The 15,145-nt window shown below is 71.0% G+C and carries 16 protein-coding genes; 11 read left to right on the forward strand and 5 right to left on the reverse strand.

Features of this window, described 5'->3' with window-relative positions; translation table 11 throughout:
- Positions 1-79 precede the first annotated feature (79 nt).
- Positions 80-724: a ferritin-like fold-containing protein gene (locus ACFXJ8_RS06805; protein ID WP_379642849.1), complete on the forward strand. Its 645-nt coding sequence runs from the start codon at positions 80-82 to the stop codon at positions 722-724.
- Between the two features lie 496 nt (positions 725-1,220).
- On the opposite strand, the gene ACFXJ8_RS06810 is transcribed toward ACFXJ8_RS06805, so the two are convergent.
- The 5 genes from ACFXJ8_RS06810 to ligD (ACFXJ8_RS06830) all read right to left on the reverse strand — a co-directional run bounded on the left by ACFXJ8_RS06810 (position 1,221) and on the right by ligD (ACFXJ8_RS06830) (position 4,220).
- Positions 1,221-1,451 (reverse strand): DUF3107 domain-containing protein, encoded by a 231-nt coding sequence (locus ACFXJ8_RS06810; protein ID WP_379642850.1) that lies wholly within the window; start codon positions 1,449-1,451, stop codon positions 1,221-1,223.
- An 87-nt stretch (positions 1,452-1,538) separates the two neighbouring features.
- Positions 1,539-2,159: a TetR/AcrR family transcriptional regulator gene (locus ACFXJ8_RS06815; RefSeq protein ID WP_358135856.1), complete on the reverse strand. Its 621-nt coding sequence runs from the start codon at positions 2,157-2,159 to the stop codon at positions 1,539-1,541.
- Positions 2,160-2,218: 59 nt separating this feature from the next.
- Positions 2,219-2,398 (reverse strand): hypothetical protein, encoded by a 180-nt coding sequence (locus tag ACFXJ8_RS06820; RefSeq protein ID WP_379642851.1) that lies wholly within the window; start codon positions 2,396-2,398, stop codon positions 2,219-2,221.
- Positions 2,399-2,433: 35 nt separating this feature from the next.
- The gene (ligD, locus tag ACFXJ8_RS06825) at positions 2,434-3,306 is read right to left on the reverse strand and encodes a non-homologous end-joining DNA ligase (RefSeq protein WP_379642852.1); all 873 of its coding nucleotides are present in this window, start codon (positions 3,304-3,306) and stop codon (positions 2,434-2,436) included.
- Entirely contained in the window at positions 3,303-4,220 is a 918-nt protein-coding gene (gene ligD, locus ACFXJ8_RS06830) for a non-homologous end-joining DNA ligase (protein WP_379642853.1), read from the reverse strand. Before ligD (ACFXJ8_RS06830) ends, ligD (ACFXJ8_RS06825) begins: the two co-directional genes overlap by 4 nt.
- 61 nt (positions 4,221-4,281) lie before the next feature.
- Here ligD (ACFXJ8_RS06830) and ACFXJ8_RS06835 point away from each other — a divergent pair, with 61 nt between their 5' ends.
- The 10 genes from ACFXJ8_RS06835 (at position 4,282) to ACFXJ8_RS06880 (ending at position 15,110) form a co-directional block, all read left to right on the forward strand.
- Positions 4,282-5,112 carry a Ku protein gene (locus tag ACFXJ8_RS06835; RefSeq protein WP_379642854.1) on the forward strand — a complete coding sequence of 277 codons (831 nt, stop codon included), beginning with the start codon at positions 4,282-4,284 and terminating at the stop codon, positions 5,110-5,112.
- An 82-nt stretch (positions 5,113-5,194) separates the two neighbouring features.
- Positions 5,195-6,091: an alpha/beta fold hydrolase gene (locus tag ACFXJ8_RS06840; RefSeq protein ID WP_379642855.1), complete on the forward strand. Its 897-nt coding sequence runs from the start codon at positions 5,195-5,197 to the stop codon at positions 6,089-6,091.
- 41 nt (positions 6,092-6,132) lie between these two features.
- Entirely contained in the window at positions 6,133-7,314 is a 1,182-nt protein-coding gene (moeZ, locus tag ACFXJ8_RS06845) for an adenylyltransferase/sulfurtransferase MoeZ (RefSeq protein ID WP_379642856.1), read from the forward strand.
- A gap of 56 nt (positions 7,315-7,370) precedes the next feature.
- On the forward strand, positions 7,371-8,090 hold the full coding sequence (locus ACFXJ8_RS06850; RefSeq protein ID WP_379642857.1) for a hypothetical protein: 720 nt from the start codon (positions 7,371-7,373) through the stop codon (positions 8,088-8,090).
- The gene (locus tag ACFXJ8_RS06855) at positions 8,084-9,286 is read left to right on the forward strand and encodes a S8 family serine peptidase (RefSeq protein ID WP_379642858.1); all 1,203 of its coding nucleotides are present in this window, start codon (positions 8,084-8,086) and stop codon (positions 9,284-9,286) included. The genes ACFXJ8_RS06850 and ACFXJ8_RS06855 overlap by 7 nt, the downstream gene beginning before the upstream one ends.
- Before the next feature lie 225 nt (positions 9,287-9,511).
- Positions 9,512-10,315 carry a hypothetical protein gene (locus ACFXJ8_RS06860; protein WP_379642859.1) on the forward strand — a complete coding sequence of 268 codons (804 nt, stop codon included), beginning with the start codon at positions 9,512-9,514 and terminating at the stop codon, positions 10,313-10,315.
- Positions 10,309-11,475 (forward strand): S8 family serine peptidase, encoded by a 1,167-nt coding sequence (locus ACFXJ8_RS06865; RefSeq protein ID WP_379642860.1) that lies wholly within the window; start codon positions 10,309-10,311, stop codon positions 11,473-11,475. The genes ACFXJ8_RS06860 and ACFXJ8_RS06865 overlap by 7 nt, the downstream gene beginning before the upstream one ends.
- A 49-nt stretch (positions 11,476-11,524) precedes the next feature.
- Positions 11,525-11,854: a hypothetical protein gene (locus ACFXJ8_RS06870; RefSeq protein ID WP_379642861.1), complete on the forward strand. Its 330-nt coding sequence runs from the start codon at positions 11,525-11,527 to the stop codon at positions 11,852-11,854.
- Positions 11,848-12,168, forward strand: a complete 321-nt coding sequence (locus tag ACFXJ8_RS06875; RefSeq protein ID WP_379642862.1) for an MGMT family protein — start codon at positions 11,848-11,850, stop codon at positions 12,166-12,168. The genes ACFXJ8_RS06870 and ACFXJ8_RS06875 overlap by 7 nt, the downstream gene beginning before the upstream one ends.
- A gap of 89 nt (positions 12,169-12,257) precedes the next feature.
- Positions 12,258-15,110 (forward strand): CDP-glycerol glycerophosphotransferase family protein, encoded by a 2,853-nt coding sequence (locus ACFXJ8_RS06880; RefSeq protein ID WP_379642863.1) that lies wholly within the window; start codon positions 12,258-12,260, stop codon positions 15,108-15,110.
- The last annotated feature ends 35 nt before the right edge of the window (positions 15,111-15,145 follow it).

The following is a 15,145-nucleotide window of genomic DNA, read 5'->3' on the forward strand; positions in this document are numbered from 1 at the left end:
GTCGCACTTTCACAGAGCAGTGTACTCGATACCACAACGCGGACCGAGATTCATTATGTTCCCGAAGTACGCTGCCTTCATGACAGATTCCCCGGGTGTCGTCGATCTCCTCGGCGTTCTGGCGTATGCCGAGCTCACAGCTTTCCTCCGGCTGGCGGAGGACGCGGCTCAGCTGGCCCCCACGCTAACCGACAGGGCCGTGCTCGGCGAGCTGGCGGTGGCCGAGTACGCCCACTTCCAGCTCCTGCGCGACAAGCTGGTCTCCCTCGGGGCCGACCCCGACAAGGCGATGTCGCCGTTCGTGGACGCGCTGGACGAGTGGCACGCCAACACGGCGCCGGGCGACTGGCTGGAGGCGCTGGTCAAGGCGTATGTCGGCACGGGGATCGCGCTCGACTTCTACCGCGAGGCGGCCAGGCACCTCGACCCGTCCATCGCCGACCTCGTGGACGAGGTGCTGGTCGACCAGGGCCGTTCGGCGTTCGCGGTGGAGCGGGTGCGGGCGGCGGTCGAGGCCGACCCCGCGCTGGCGGGACGGCTGGCGCTGTGGGCGCGGCGGCTGGTCGGCGAGGCGCTCAGCCAGGGGCAGCGGGTCGCGGCGGCCCGTCCCGAGCTGGCCCAGCTGCTCGTGGAGGCGGTGCCGGACGACCAGGCGGAGATCTCCCGGCTGTTCGCCCGGCTGACCGAGGAGCACGGCAAACGAATGGCGGCACTCGGCATCTGAGCGCCCGCTGAGCCCGCCGCGCGAGCCCGCCACGCGAGCCCGCCACGCGAGCCCGCATCCGAGGCCGGACACCCGCGGGCGGCATCTGGGCCCGGCGCCCGAGCGGCCAAAGCCAAGGGGCCCAGGGTGACGCGGCCGGGACAGCGCGGCCCGGGTGACGCGGCCCGGGTGACGCGGCCCGGGTGGCGCGGCCGGGGTGGCGCGGCCCAGGGTGACCAGGTGTGCGCATCGGGCGGCGCGAGCGCGCGGACGGTTGTAGCGTGCCGTGTATGAGGGCCTCGCGCCGTTACAGCAGCTCCCTGACCAGATGTGGGCCGAACCGCTGGGCCTCGCGCGCCGTACTGCGGAGGGGGAGCGCGGGCTGCCCGACCGGAGAGCCGAGGCGGGAGCACGTCCCTCGGCACCGCCGTCCGGGACGATGCCTGATCCGCTGACCAGGGTGAAGCTGGCCAGGGAGAACAGGGGTACGGCGGCGCCCGCCGTACCCCTGAAAGAGCTACATGGTGCCGCCGAAGCCGACCGGCCTGCTCTCGTCCTCGCCGATCTCGATGAACCCGATCGAGGCGACCGGCACGATGACCCGCCTGCCCTTGATGTCGCTGATGGCGAGGACGCCCTTGTCGGCGGCCATCGCCTTCCGGATCTCCTCCTCGACCTGCTCGGCCGCGAGGTCGGTCTCCACAACGAGTTCGCGGTGTACGGACCGTACGCCGATCTTGATTTCCATCGTGCTCCCTCTTGAGACGGGCTGGCTCATCCCATCGTCACCCGTCACCGGCGAAAGGGGGCCGTTGATCGCGCCGAGCGAACGCTGTTATGCCGTACGCGGAAAACCGCTGATGCCGCGCCAGGCGAGCCTGGCCATGAGCTGCTCGGCGGCGTCCTTGGGGATGGAGCCGTGCTGGGTGATCCAGTAGCGGGCGCTGACCTCGGCCATGCCGACCAGGCCGACGCCGAGCAGGTGGGCCTCCTCGCTGGAGCAGCCGGTGTCCTCCTGGATCACCTGGCTGACCATCTCGGCGCATTCGCGCAGCGACCGCTCGACGCGCTGCCGTACGGGGGCGACGTTGCGCAGGTCGGACTCGAAGACCAGCCGGAAGGCCTCGCCCTGGCTGGAGACGAAGTCGAAGAAGGCGCGGAAGGTGGCCTGGACGCGGAGCTTGTTCTCGTGGGTGGAGGCGAGCGCGTCGCGCACCCTGCTGACCATGTCGTCGACGTGGAGGTCGAGAAGGGCGAGGTAGAGCTCGAGCTTGCCGGGGAAGTGCTGGTAGAGCACGGGCTTGCTGACCCCGGCGCGGTCGGCGATCTCGTCCATGGCCGCCGCGTGGTAGCCGTTCTCCACGAACACTTCCTGCGCGGCGTTCAGCAGCTGACGCCTGCGGGCGAGTCGGGGCAGGCGGGTGCCCCGGGGCTTGGCGTCCGGGGTTGCTGTCACGCGGATCTCCTAGGGGACGGATGCTCTGTGCCCGCACATCCTACGCGCGGGTAACCAGGTCAGCGGTAGTCATCGTCATCATCGTCGCCGACCGTGCGGTCCTGCTCGAAAGCGTCGGCCGGATCCATGTCGATCGGGTGCTCCTGGCGGATGACGTCTTCCTCGCCGAGCATCCTGAGCTGTTCTGCCGCGTCGGCCTCGGGCACCTCGACGGACAGCTCGGCGTCGTTCTGCGACATTCCCGTCTCCCTCACGTAGGCGGACGGCTTCCACCCTACGCCTGGCCGAAAAGGTCGCCGTGGTCCTCCACCCTGTCCAGCACCTCGGCCGTGGTGAAGACCAGTTCGTCGGGGCTGCGGCAGTCCTCGACCTCCTCCCAGAGCACGGGGGTGGAGACCGTCGGGTGGGATCTGGCGCGCAGCGAGTAGGGGGCGACGGTGGTCTTGGCGGGGTTGTTCTGGCTCCAGTCGATGAAGACCTTGCCGGGTCTGAGCTTCTTGGTCATGACGCTGACGACCTGGCGGGGATGCTCCTTGGCCAGGCGCTCGGCGAGCTCGCGGGCGTAGTCGGCGGGTTCGACCCGGTTGTCCCAGGTGGTGTAGAGCTGCATGCCCTTGTTGCCGCTCGTCTTCGGCCAGGCGGTGAGGCCGTCCTCGGCCAGCACGTCGCGGATGAGCGTGGCGACCCTGCAGCAGTCGACGATGGTGGCGGGCGGGCCGGGGTCGAGGTCGAGCACCAGCAGGTCGGGTGGCGCGGCGGTGCCGTCCTTGCCGACCTTCCACTGCGGCACGTGCAGTTCGAGCGCGGCGAGGTTGGCGTAGTAGGCGAGTGAGGGCAGGTCGTCGATGACGGCGAAGTCGATCGTCTCGCGGTTCTTGGTGCTGCCGGGCACGGGCAGCGTCACCCTGCGCAGCCAGGAGGGGCTGTGCTTGGGCGCGTTCTTCTCGAAGAAGAAGGCGGCGTCGACGCCGTTGGGATAGCGCTTGACGGTCAGCGGCCTGTCGCGCAGGTGCGGCAGGAGGGCGGGGGCGATCCTGCTGTAGTAGTCGATGACCTCGGCCTTGGTGAAGCCGACCTCGGGGTAGAGCACCTTGTCGAGGTTGGTGAGCGTCAGCTGGCGTCCGTCCACCTTGACGGGAACTTTCACAGCGTCACCTCTGCGGGTACCTTGTCGGCCCGCAGACCGCGCCACACCGGATGGCGCAGCCTGCGGTCGTCGGTCCACATCGTGTAGGCCACCTCCCCGACCAGTTCGGGTCTAACCCACCTGTTGCGCCCTGCCACCTCGTCGGAGAACGGGCTGCGCGGCACCTCGAGCGGTTCGAGCAGCGCCAGCAGGTGCGCGAGGGCCGCGTCGGTGAACCCGGTGCCCACGTGCCCGACGTAGGTGAAGCCGTCGCCGGTGAACATCCCGAGCAGCAGCGACCCGATGCCGCCTGCCCGCCGCCCCTTGCCCGGCTTCCACCCGCCGATCACGACCTCCGTGGTGTCCTGGTGCTTGACCTTGATCCAGTACGGCGAGCGCACCCCCGGCCGGTACGGCGAGTCGAGCCGCTTGGCGACCACGCCTTCGAGCCCCTGCTCCAGCGTGGCGGCCATCAGGTCGCGATCGCCGGGGAAGTACGGCGGCGCGCCGATATCGAGGTCGTCGAGCAACGCCCTCCTGTCCCTGTACGGCAGGTCGAACAGCGGCCGCCCGCCCAGGTAGAGCAGGTCGAAGGGTAAGAAGGTGATCGGCACCCTGTGCACCAGAGCGGGGCTCGGATCGCTGAGGTGCATCCGCCGCTGTAACCGGGAGAACCAGGGCCGCCCGTCGGCGCCGAACGCCACGACCTCGCCGTCGATGATCGCGTGGTCGAGCCCGAAGCCCGACGCCGCCGCGCACACCTCGGGATACCGGCGCGTGTAGTCGGCCCCGTGCCTGCCCGTCACCCTGCACGCGCCCGCCTCCAGGTGGATGAGCGCCCTGATGCCGTCCCACTTCACCTCCAGCCCGTACTGCTCGCGATCGGCCGGAAGGGGCCCGGGCGTGGCGAGCATCGGGTGGAGGGGAAATGGCATCGGATCGCCCATGACGGGTATGTGCCCATGAGGTGAGCCCGCTATTTCTCTTGGAGTGCCCATGCGCAGCATCTGGAAGGGTGCGATCTCCTTCGGGCTGGTGACGATTCCCGTCAAGGTCTACTCGGCGACCGAGCAGAAGGACGTCTCCTTCCACCAGGTGCACCGCGAGGACGGCGGCAGGATCCGCTACAAGCGCGTGTGCACGGTCGACGGCGAGGAGGTGCCCTACTCCGACATCGCCAAGGGATACGAGCTGGCCACCGGCGAGATCGTCGTGCTCACCGACGAGGACTTCGAGGACCTGCCGCTGAGCACCTCGCGGCGGATCGACGTCCTGCAGTTCACTCCCGCCGACCAGATCGACCCGATCTACTTCGCCAAGTCCTACTACCTGGAGCCCGACGCGCAGGGCGCCAAGCCGTACGTGCTGCTGCGTGACGCGTTGGAGAGCTCGGGGCAGGTGGCGGTGGTCAAGGTGGCGCTGCGGCAGCGGGAGTCGCTGGCCACGCTGCGGGTGCGCGACGGGGTGTTCGTGCTGGAGACGATGCTGTGGCCGGACGAGATCCGCGCGCCCGAGTTCGGCTTCCTTGAGGAGGACGTGGAGGTCAGGGCGCAGGAGCTGAAGATGGCCGAGTCGCTGATCACCACGATGGTGGCCGACTTCGATCCGGCCGAGTACCACGACGCCTACCGTGAGGCGCTGCAGCAGGTGATCGAGGCGAAGGTGGCGGGCAAGGAGGTCATGGCCGCTCCCGAGGGCGAGAAGGAGGAAGGCCCCGCCGTCGACCTCATGGCCGCGCTGCGGGCCAGCGTCGAGGCGGCCAAGAAGGAGCGCGGCGCCGCCCCGGCCAAGAAGGAGCCGAAGAAGAAGGCGCGCAAGTCGGCCTAGGGCCGCCTGGCACCCGTGTCCGTCCTGCGGTGACCTCTGCGACGAGCGGGTTATCGTCGAGGAAACGGAAGGGGGACCTGCGGTGACAGCACCCATCGCGCACTGGCCGGGCAGGATGGTCGGCGACGTGTTCGTGCGCTCCACGCCGGAGGGCGGCGCCGAACAGGCGGTCTTCGTGCACGGACTGGCGGGCTCGGCCACCAACTGGACCGACCTCATGGACAGGCTGCGCGATCTGGTCACGGGCCACGCCATCGACCTGCCGGGCGCCGGTTTCTCGCCCGCGCCCGCCGACGGCGACTACAGCGTCTCCGCCCACGCCAGGGCGGTGGTCGGGCTCCTGGAGCGGACCGGTCCCGCCCACCTGTTCGGCAACTCGCTCGGCGGGGCCGTCTGCGTCGCCGTCGCCGCCACCCGCCCTGACCTGGTGCGCTCGCTCACGCTCGTCTCGCCCGCGCTGCCCGACCTCGTCCCCCGGTACGGCCCGGCCCGCGTGGCCGCCTCCGCCGCTCCGAGGCTGGGGGAGTGGGTGGCGGAACGGCTCCGCTTCCTGCCTGCCGAGCAGCGGGTCAACGCCAGCCTGGCTATGTGCTATGCCGACGTCTCCCTGGTGCATCCGGCGAGGGTCCGCGAGGCGGTCGAGGAGTTGCGCAGGCGCGACGGCCTGCCGTACGCGGGGATGGCGTTGATCGGCTCGGCGCGCGGGATCGTCGCGGAGTACTTCAGGCGCGGCGAGCGGAACCTGTGGCGCCAGGCGGCCAGGGTGACCGCGCCCACGCTGATCATCCACGGCCGCAGGGACCGGCTCGTCCGGCCCGGCACCGCCCAGCGGGCGCTCAAGTCGTTCCCGCAGGTCAGGCTCGTCCTGCTGCGAAACGCCGGGCATGTCGCGCAAATGGAGGCGCCGGAGGCGGTCGCCGTCGAGGCCCGGCGTCTGATCCTTGAGACGCGATTGGGGAATGCCCCACTTCCAAGCTAGGTTTCATTGGAGATAGGACCCCTAATCGGGAGCGTAGAACTGTGTCGTTGCCACCTCTGGTCGAGCCGGCCAACGAGCTGACCGTCGATGAAGTGCGCCGCTACTCGCGCCATCTGATCATTCCCGACGTGGGCATGGCCGGGCAGAAGCGGCTGAAGAACGCCAAGGTGCTGTGTGTGGGCGCGGGAGGGCTCGGCTCACCGGCGCTGATGTACCTCGCGGCCGCCGGCGTCGGCACGCTGGGCATCATCGACTTCGACGTCGTCGACGAGTCCAACCTGCAGCGTCAGATCATCCACGGCCAGTCCGACGTCGGCAGGCCCAAGGCCGAGAGCGCGGCGGCGACGGTCCGTGAGATCAACCCGCTGGTCGAGGTCGTCATCCACAACACGACCCTGACGACCGAGAACGTGATGGAGATCTTCTCCGGCTACGACCTCATCGTCGACGGCACCGACAACTTCGCCACGCGGTACATGGTCAACGACGCGGCGGTGCTGCTCGGCAAGCCGTACGTCTGGGGCTCGATCTACCGCTTCGACGGCCAGGCCAGCGTGTTCTGGGCCGAGCACGGCCCCTGCTACCGCTGCCTCTACCCCGAGCCCCCGCCTCCCGGCATGGTTCCTTCGTGCGCGGAGGGCGGCGTGCTCGGCGTGCTGTGCGCGTCGATCGGCTCCATCCAGGTCAACGAGGCCATCAAGCTGCTGACCGGCATCGGCGACCCGCTCGTCGGGCGGTTGATGATCTACGACGCCCTGGAGATGAAGTACCGCGACGTCAAGGTCCGCAAGGACCCCGAGTGCGTGCTGTGCGGCAAGAACCCGACGGTCACCGAGCTGCTCGAGGACTACGAGGCGTTCTGCGGCGCGATCTCCGACGAGGCGGCCGAGGCGGCCACGGGCTCGACGATCACCGCGCTGGAGCTCAAGGCCATGCAGGACAACGGTGAGAAGATCTTCCTCATCGACGTCCGCGAGCCCAACGAGTACGAGATCGTCTCCATCCCCGGCGCGACGCTGATCCCCAAGGGCGAGTTCCTGAACGGCTCGGCCCTGGAGAAGCTGCCCCAGGACCAGCGCATCGTCCTGCACTGCAAGTCGGGCGCCCGCTCGGCCGAGGCGCTGGCGGTCGTGAAGAACGCCGGATTCTCCGACGCGGTGCATGTCGGAGGCGGAGTGTTGAGCTGGATCAAGACCGTCGACCCCAGCCTTCCCACCTACTAGCTGCGCAGAAGGGACACCTCAGGGCGGTGTCCCTTCTCGCGGGCTAAGGTCGAGCTGTGAGCACCCGACGAGCATGGCCGTCCGTGGTCGTGACGTCCGCGTTGGCGCTGATCTGCGCAATCACCGCGGGCGTGGCGGCCAGCGCGTCCGGCGCGGAGCTCACCAGGGGGCCCACCCAGGCGGAGCTGGAGGGCGCGGCCAAGCGCGAGGTCGCCGACCGGTGGCGCACCTGGCCCGCCGGCAAGATCTTCCCCGCCACCATCGCCTACGTCGCCGAGCAGGGCGGCCAGGAGAAGGCCCGCCGCGTGGGCATCTCCACCGCCACCGACTGCGCGGGCGCGGTCGACAGGAAGGCGGCGGTCACGCTGCGCAAGGCGGGGTGCAAGGCCGTGCTGCGGGCCACCTACCTCGACGCGCTGCAGGGCGTGGTGGTGACCGTGGGCGTGGTCGCGCTGCCCGACGAGCTGCGTGCCGTACGGGCCAAGGGGGTTTTTCCCGCCTCCGGCAGGCCGGTGCCGGGGTTGCGTCCCGTGCCGTTCGAGGGGACGGTCACCGACAGGTTCACCGCGCAGGGCCGCCAGGCGGCCTCGGTACGGCAGGCCGGGCCGTACCTCGTGCTGACCACCGCCGGCCAGGTCGACGGCAGGCCCGCGCGAGCAGTGGGCGGGCAGCGGCCTGCGGTGTTCGCCTTCGCCACCGACCTCGGAGAACGGGTCCTGACGGAGCTGAGCACGCCGCGCATGCCCGAGTGCGGGGCCAAGGGGTGGCGATGCTGAGCCGGGTGGGCCTCGCCCTGGCGCTGGTGCTGCTGACGGCGCCGGTCGCGCACGCCGACCACGTGCGCGACAGCCAGCGCGAGGTGATCGACACGCTGCGGCTGTCGAAGGCGTGGCAGACCAGCAAGGGGGCGGGCGTGGTCGTGGCCGTCCTCGACTCGGGCGTCGACCCCGCCCACCGCGACCTGGCGGGCTCGGTGACGGTCGGCGCCGACTTCACCAAGGGCGCCAACCCGCCGGGCGTACGGCCGCTGCGGCTGCACGGCACCTACATGGCCTCCCTCATCGCGGGCCACGGTCACGGCCCTGGCAACGGCGACGGCGTGATCGGCGTCGCGCCGCGCGCCAGGATCCTGTCGGTCAGGGTGATCCTGGAGGACGAGGAGCCCGGGTTCGGGGAGTTCAACACCGCCAAGCGCTACGAGGACGTGGTGGCCAAGGGCATCCGCTACGCCGTCGACCAGGGCGCCCAGGTCGTCAACATGTCGATCTCCAAAGAACTGGCCACCCAGCAGGAGCGCGCGGCGATCCACTACGCGGTCTCCAAGGGCGTCGTGCTGGTGGCGGCGGCGGGCAACGAGGGCGCGGGCAAGCCCGAGGCCAGCGGCTACGCGCCCTACTCCTATCCCGCGGCCTTCCCCGGCGTGGTGTCGGTGGCCGCGACCGACAGGGGGCTGCGCCGCGCGTCCTTCTCCAACCGCAACCCCTCGGTGCTGCTGGCCGCGCCGGGCGTCGACATCCTGGGCGCGGGCCCCGGCAACGAGTACTGGGTGGGCAAGGGCACCTCACAGGCCAGCGCCCTGGTCTCGGGGGTCGCCGCGCTCATCAAGGCCAGGTATCCCCGCATGTCGCCCGCGCTCGTGGCGCAGGCCCTCACGCTGGGCGCGTCCAGGCGGCCGTCGGGCGGCTACGACACCGGCACGGGCTTCGGCGTGGTCGACGCGGCGGGCGCGCTCGCCGAGGCGGCCAGGCTGGCCGGGCACACGCACACGGCTCGCGGGCAGGACGCCCACGATCCAGACCGGCCGCTGGGCGAGGCGGCCCCGCCCGTCCAGGTGATCTTCCGTGACCACCGCAGGATCGTCGTCTACGGCTCCATAGCGGCGGCCGCGGCGCTGGCGGCGCTGACCGCCGTACTCGTGCTGACCGCACTGGTCAAGCGGACGCGAAGGGCAGACAATCCCCAGGACGCATGATCCGCGCCCTTAGGGGGACGAATTACCTATGAGAAACGCGCAAAACGGGCCATCACCACCGGGGTGAGCTCACGTTTCTCCTAGGCGAGCACCAAAGATGAGGCAGGAGCGGTGGGGGACACGTCAGGGAGGGGACGCAGGCGGCCGGTGTCCGGGCTGCCTCGATCAGGGCAGACGGCGGGCCGTGGATCGCCGCTCGGCCCCCCTGCGACCCGGCGCTCCCGCGTGCGCTCGTGGCCGGCGGCCACCACCCGCAGAGACGGCCAGGCGGTCAAGGAGAGAGCCGAGCGCGAGGCGCTGGCGCAGGGCGTCAGGTACCGCACGATGTTCCTCGGCATCCTGGGCGCGATCGTGACGCTGTCGGCCGTGGTGGTCCTGCTCGGCACCACGGCCCTCATCGCCGAGACCAGGTCCCGCCCGCTGACCGCCGCCGAGCAGACCCGCTACAAGCAGGAGGAGATCGCCAGGCGCTGGCAGGCGTGGCCCGCCACGGGCGTCTTCCCCGACGAGGTCGCCTACCAGGGGCTCGACGAGGCCCAGCAGTACGCCAGGAGGGTCGGCATCGCCCCCGAGACCACGTGCGGCGCCGCGACCGACAGGGCCGTGGCCAGGGTGCTCGAAGAGCACGGCTGCCTGACCGTGCTGCGCGCCACCTACCTCGACCAGAGCGCGATGTTCGTCTTCACGGTGGGCGTCGCGGTGCTGCGGGACGAGGAGTCCAGGGCGGCGGCCACCGAGGAGCTGACGGTCGACGACCGCGTGGGCGTGCTGCCCGTCGCCTTCCCCGGCACGGTGGCCGACCGCTTCGGCCTCGAACAGCGCCAGCGCAACGGTTGGGTCGGCGCGGGCCCCTACATCGTCTTCTCCACCGCCGGATACACCGACGGCCGCACCCGCGCCGCCGTCCCCGCGGAGGAGATCCTGCACAGCGAGCTGTGGTCGGCCGCCAGGTCCGTCGGCGGCCAGATCGCCTACTTCCTCGCCGAACCGCCGAAGGTCCCTCGCTGCACCCAGGGGAACGCGTGCTGACCGCGGTGCGGTCGCTGCTGGCGGCCACTCTGCTCCTGTACGGCACGTCGGCGCCGCCCGACCGAGAGCAGCAGCGCTGGGTGCTGACCGCGATCAACGCCGAGCAGGCGTGGCCGGTGAGCAAGGGCGCGGGCGTCACCGTCGCGGTGATCGACAGCGCCGTCGCGCCGGACACGCCGGGGCTCAAGGGCAAGGTGACGCTCGCCCCCGACATGTCCTCGGCCACGCTCGACCGCGACGGCGTCGTCCCCGGCGAGCACGGCACGGCGATGGCGGGTCTCATCGCCGCCTCGGGCGACAAGGGCGGCTTCATCGGCGTCGCGCCCCAGGCCCGCATCCTGTCGGTGCCGATCACCGTGGACGAGACGCTGGGCGGCGGCGCGGTCCCGCCGCACGAGGACCTGCTGTCGAGCAGGGAGAGCCCGCTGGCCAGGGCGATCCGCTACTCGGTCGACAACGGGGCCAAGGTCGTCAGCATGTCGATCGGCACGTACGGCGTGCACAAGTCCGAGCGCGAGGCCGTCTCCTACGCCCTCGACAGGGGCGTCGTGCTCGTCGCCGCCGTCGGCAACGACGGGCAGACCGCCTACGCCAAGGCCAACAGCACCTCCTACTGGAGCTTCCCCGCCGGGTACCCGGGCGTGATCGGCGTGTCCGCGGTCGACCGGCAGGGCAGGAGGGCCGCCTTCAGCAGCGACAACCTCTCCGTCATGGTCGCGGCGCCCGGCGTGGACGTGCCGGTGGTGAAGATGAGCGGCGCGCTCGGCTCCGGCAAGGGCACCAGCGTGGCGACGGCGCTGGTGGCGGGCGTCACCGCGCTGATCAAGTCGCGCTACCCTGACCTCACGCCTGACCAGGTGGCGCAGGCCGTCACCAGCAGCGCCAGGGCCAGGCCGTCCGCGGGCTACGACGACAAGATCGGCTTCGGCGTGGTCGACGCGGCGGCGGCGCTGGACAGGGCGGGGGAGCTGGTCGGCAAGCGGCGCGGCGTGGCCGTACCGGACTCCACGCACTTCGGCCAGGGGGAGAAGGCGCCGCTGCCGTCGCCGCCGGGGCCCAGCCCGTGGCGGATGTGGCTGTTCGGCGGCGGGGTGCTGATCGGCCTGGTGGCCTTCGGCGCAGCGGTAACGATGCTCAGCCAGCGCAACCGAGGCGGCTGAATCATGCTTTTCCGCCACAGATGGGTGATCATGAGTATGCTCCCGCCTCATGAGCTACGAGCTGCATGTGGAGCGTGAGTCTCCGCTCGCCTTCGCCGAGCTCGCGAGAGCGATAGCGCCCGCCGGGTTCTCGCTGCGCGAGCCCGGCGAGATCCTGGCCGGGGCCCACCCCGTCGCGCGCTGGCGCGAGCGCGTCGTCGGCACGCCCGCCTCCGACTGGGACGTCGCCCAGCTCGTCCGGCTGGCCGCGGTCCTCGGCGGACGCCTGCGCGGTGAGGACGGCGAGCACTACTACCTGCGCGACGGCGTCATCGAGGTCGACGGCGACGCCATCGGCGACCTCGACCAGATCCTGCGGCAAGGGCCCGCGGCGTGGTGACACCGTACGGCGAGCGGGTGCTCGACCTGGTCGAACGCATCCCGCCCGGCCAAGTCATGGCCTACGGCGACGTCGCCGAGTACCTGGGCGAGGGCGGGCCGAGGCAGGTGGGCTCGGTCATGTCCACGTGGGGCGGCGGCGTGCCGTGGTGGCGGGTCGTGCACGCCGACGGGACGGCCGCTGCCGGACTGGTCGACAGGGCGCTGCCGCACTGGCGGGAGGAGGGCACGCCGTTGCGCGGCGAACGCGTCGACATGCGACATGCCCGATGGTTTCCTTCAGGGGACTTTCAGGAACCAACTGACCAGGCATGACACGATATTTGCGGATTTGCGGTATGTGACGCGCATTACCATAGCGAGGGACTGCCCACCGTTCCCGGGTCCGAAAGGCGGTGCCCTTCATGGCCACCCCAACCGGCGATGTCGTCGCCGAGCGCCTGAAGGTTGTCCAGGACCTCTGTGACCGGGGGGAACCGCTCGACGCGATCATGCGGACCGTCCGGTCAGGGGGACTGCCGCCGACCGAACGGCGCGCCTTCGACGCCGAGGTGCTCAGCGGCTCGCTCGGCCTGCGCTTCGACCAGGCCGCCAAGCGCGGCGCCGCCCGCAGGCGCGAGCTGGTCAACCTGTTCAGGCCCTACCTGGCCGAGGTCGACCCAGGAGTCAAGCGCGACCTGCCCGTGGAGCGCCGGCTCGCCTACCACCTCGTCGAGCACCGATCCGACGACGAGCTGATCGACGGCGACGCCCTCACCAAGGTCATCGCGGCCGCCGCCGAGCCGTCCAAGCGCATCCGCAAAGGGCTGCGCTGGTACGCCGACCTGCCGTTCGCCGACGAACTGCCACACGACCTCTACCGCCTGCGCCGCTCCGACCTGGTGCCCGTCACCCAGATCGACGACATCGTCTGGGAGAACGGCAGCCTCCGCGTCGACGGCTTCGCCTACCTCGCGGGCCTTTCGGTGCGCAGCCGCCGCTTCAACCGGGCCACCGTCGTGCTGCGCGGCCCCCGCTGGCTGCCGCCCGTGCGGATGCGCACCCGCCGTACGCTCGCGCCCGAGGCCACTCACGGCGCCCGCGAGCCCGGCTGCAACTACGACTGGTCCGGCTTCACCGCCACCCTCAGCCCGTGGCCGCTGCGCTGGCGCTCGTCGCTGCGCGCCGTCGTGTCCGCGGTGCGGCGCACCATGCGTCACCGGCCCACCGTGCAGGACACCACCACCTGGCGGGCCGAGATCGTCTTCTGGTCCCGCGGGGCCAGGGCGACCGGCCTGCTGCGCGGAGCCTCCCTCGGCAGGACCGAACGGCCCGCCGGGCTGCGCGTCAAGCCGCGCTGGTGGGTGCGTCCCGTGTGGACCTCCGACCGGGCGCTGCAGGTCGTGCTCCAGCCGAACAGGGCCGAGCTGACCGGCGTCCATCTCGACGGCGAGCGGCTCGAACTGACCGTCTTCCTGCCGGGACGCACCTGCACCAAGGGCCACGCCAGGCTCGGCGGCCACCGCATGGCGGCCGAGTTCCACCCCGTCGAGGGCGGCACGAACGTCACCGTGGCGCTCGCCGTACCCGCTCTGCTGCAGGAGAAGGACGGACGGCGGCTCTGGGTCGAGCCCAAGGGCGACCCGGCGGCCTCCGTCATGCTCGGCGACGCGCTGGAGGAGAGCCGCGCCATCGTCGGCGACAGGGAGATCACCGTGCTCGGCGACAGACGCGACCGCGTCGTCGTCTCCGCGCACCGCACCAGGCCCGTCATCACCGCGGCCCGATGGGACGGCCCCGTCCTCGAACTGCGCGGCGACTACCCCGACGCCGAAGGCGCGCGCCGCCTGTCGCTGCGGCACCGGTCAGGGCTGATGTTCCACGCGGACCTGATCCGTTCCGGCGACCAGTTCACCGTACGGCTGGCGCCGTCCGAGATGGAGCGGTTCGGCGAGCGGATCCCGATGCCGTCGGGCACCTGGAACCTGTCCGTCCGCCACCCCACCGGCGAGATCGTCCCCGTGCGCGTCTCCCACGCCGCGCTGCCCACCCTCGACGAGTCGCAGCACTCCTTCTCCGGGCGCGGCTACCGGCTGGTGTCCACCCGCTTCGACGTGCCCGTGCTGATGGCCGAGGAGTCGCGGCCCGCCGACGAGAAGGGCGTCGCAGGCACCCACGTACTGCGCCGCGTCTACTACCCGGCCCAGCGCACCGAGCCGATCCAGGACTCGACCGTCTACGTCGTCAACGACGGCCGCCACTACGGCGACAGCGTGCGCGCCATCTACGAGGAGCGGCTGCGCCGCGGCGACGACCGCGAGCACATCTGGATCGTCAAGGACGGCGCGTTCGTCCCGCCGGGACCCGCCACCGTCGTCCGCGCCGGCAGCAGGGAGCATCACGCGGCCCTGGCACGTTCCCGGCACATCGTGACCAACGCCTTCCTGCCCGCCTGGTTCAGATCGCGTGAAGACCAGGTCGTCCTGCAGACCTGGCACGGCACCCCCGCCAAGCGCATCGGCAACGACTTGCCCCACATGTCGCGCGACCCGCGCCCGCCCGTCTGGTACCGGCAGGCCGCCGAGGTCCGCGGCTGGGACGTGCTGCTGTCACAGTCGCCCTGGGCCACGCCTATCCTGCGGGAGGCGTTCGGCTACAAGGGAGAGGTGCTGGAGAGCGGGCTGCCCCGCAACGACGTCCTCACCTCACCCGACCGGGAGGTCCTGGCGGCGGCCATCCGGCGGCGCCTCGGCCTGGTCGAGGGGAAGAAGGTCGTGCTGTACGCGCCGACGTGGCGCGACTACGACAGGAAGAACAGCACGATCAAGCTCGACCTGTCACTGGCCAGGGCCGAACTGGGCGCCGACCACGAACTGCTCGTCAGGGCGCACCCGATGCAGGCCATGCCGGTCGTGCCCGCTGACGTCGCCCACGACGTCACCACCTACCCCGACATGGCCGACCTGCTGCTGGTCGCCGACGTCCTGGTCACGGACTACTCGTCGGCGATGTTCGACTTCGCGGTGACCGGACGGCCGATCGTGTTCTTCACCCACGACCTGGCGAAGTACTCGTCGAAGCGCGGGCTCTACCTGGACCTCGCCGCCCAGGCACCGGGACCGATGCTGTCGACGTCAGCCGAGGTGGTAGAGACGCTCATGTCGATCGACACGGTGGCGGCGGCGCACGCGGACCGGTATGAGGCGTTCAGAGCCACGTACGCGCCCCGCGACGACGGCAAGGCGACGGCCAGGGTCGTCGACCACCTCTTCTCGTAGGGGCGTCGCGGAAAGGTCCTTCGGTTGGGGGCGCT

The organism is Nonomuraea sp. NPDC059194 (assembly GCF_042754765.1).
In the GTDB taxonomy this organism is placed as follows: domain Bacteria; phylum Actinomycetota; class Actinomycetes; order Streptosporangiales; family Streptosporangiaceae; genus Nonomuraea.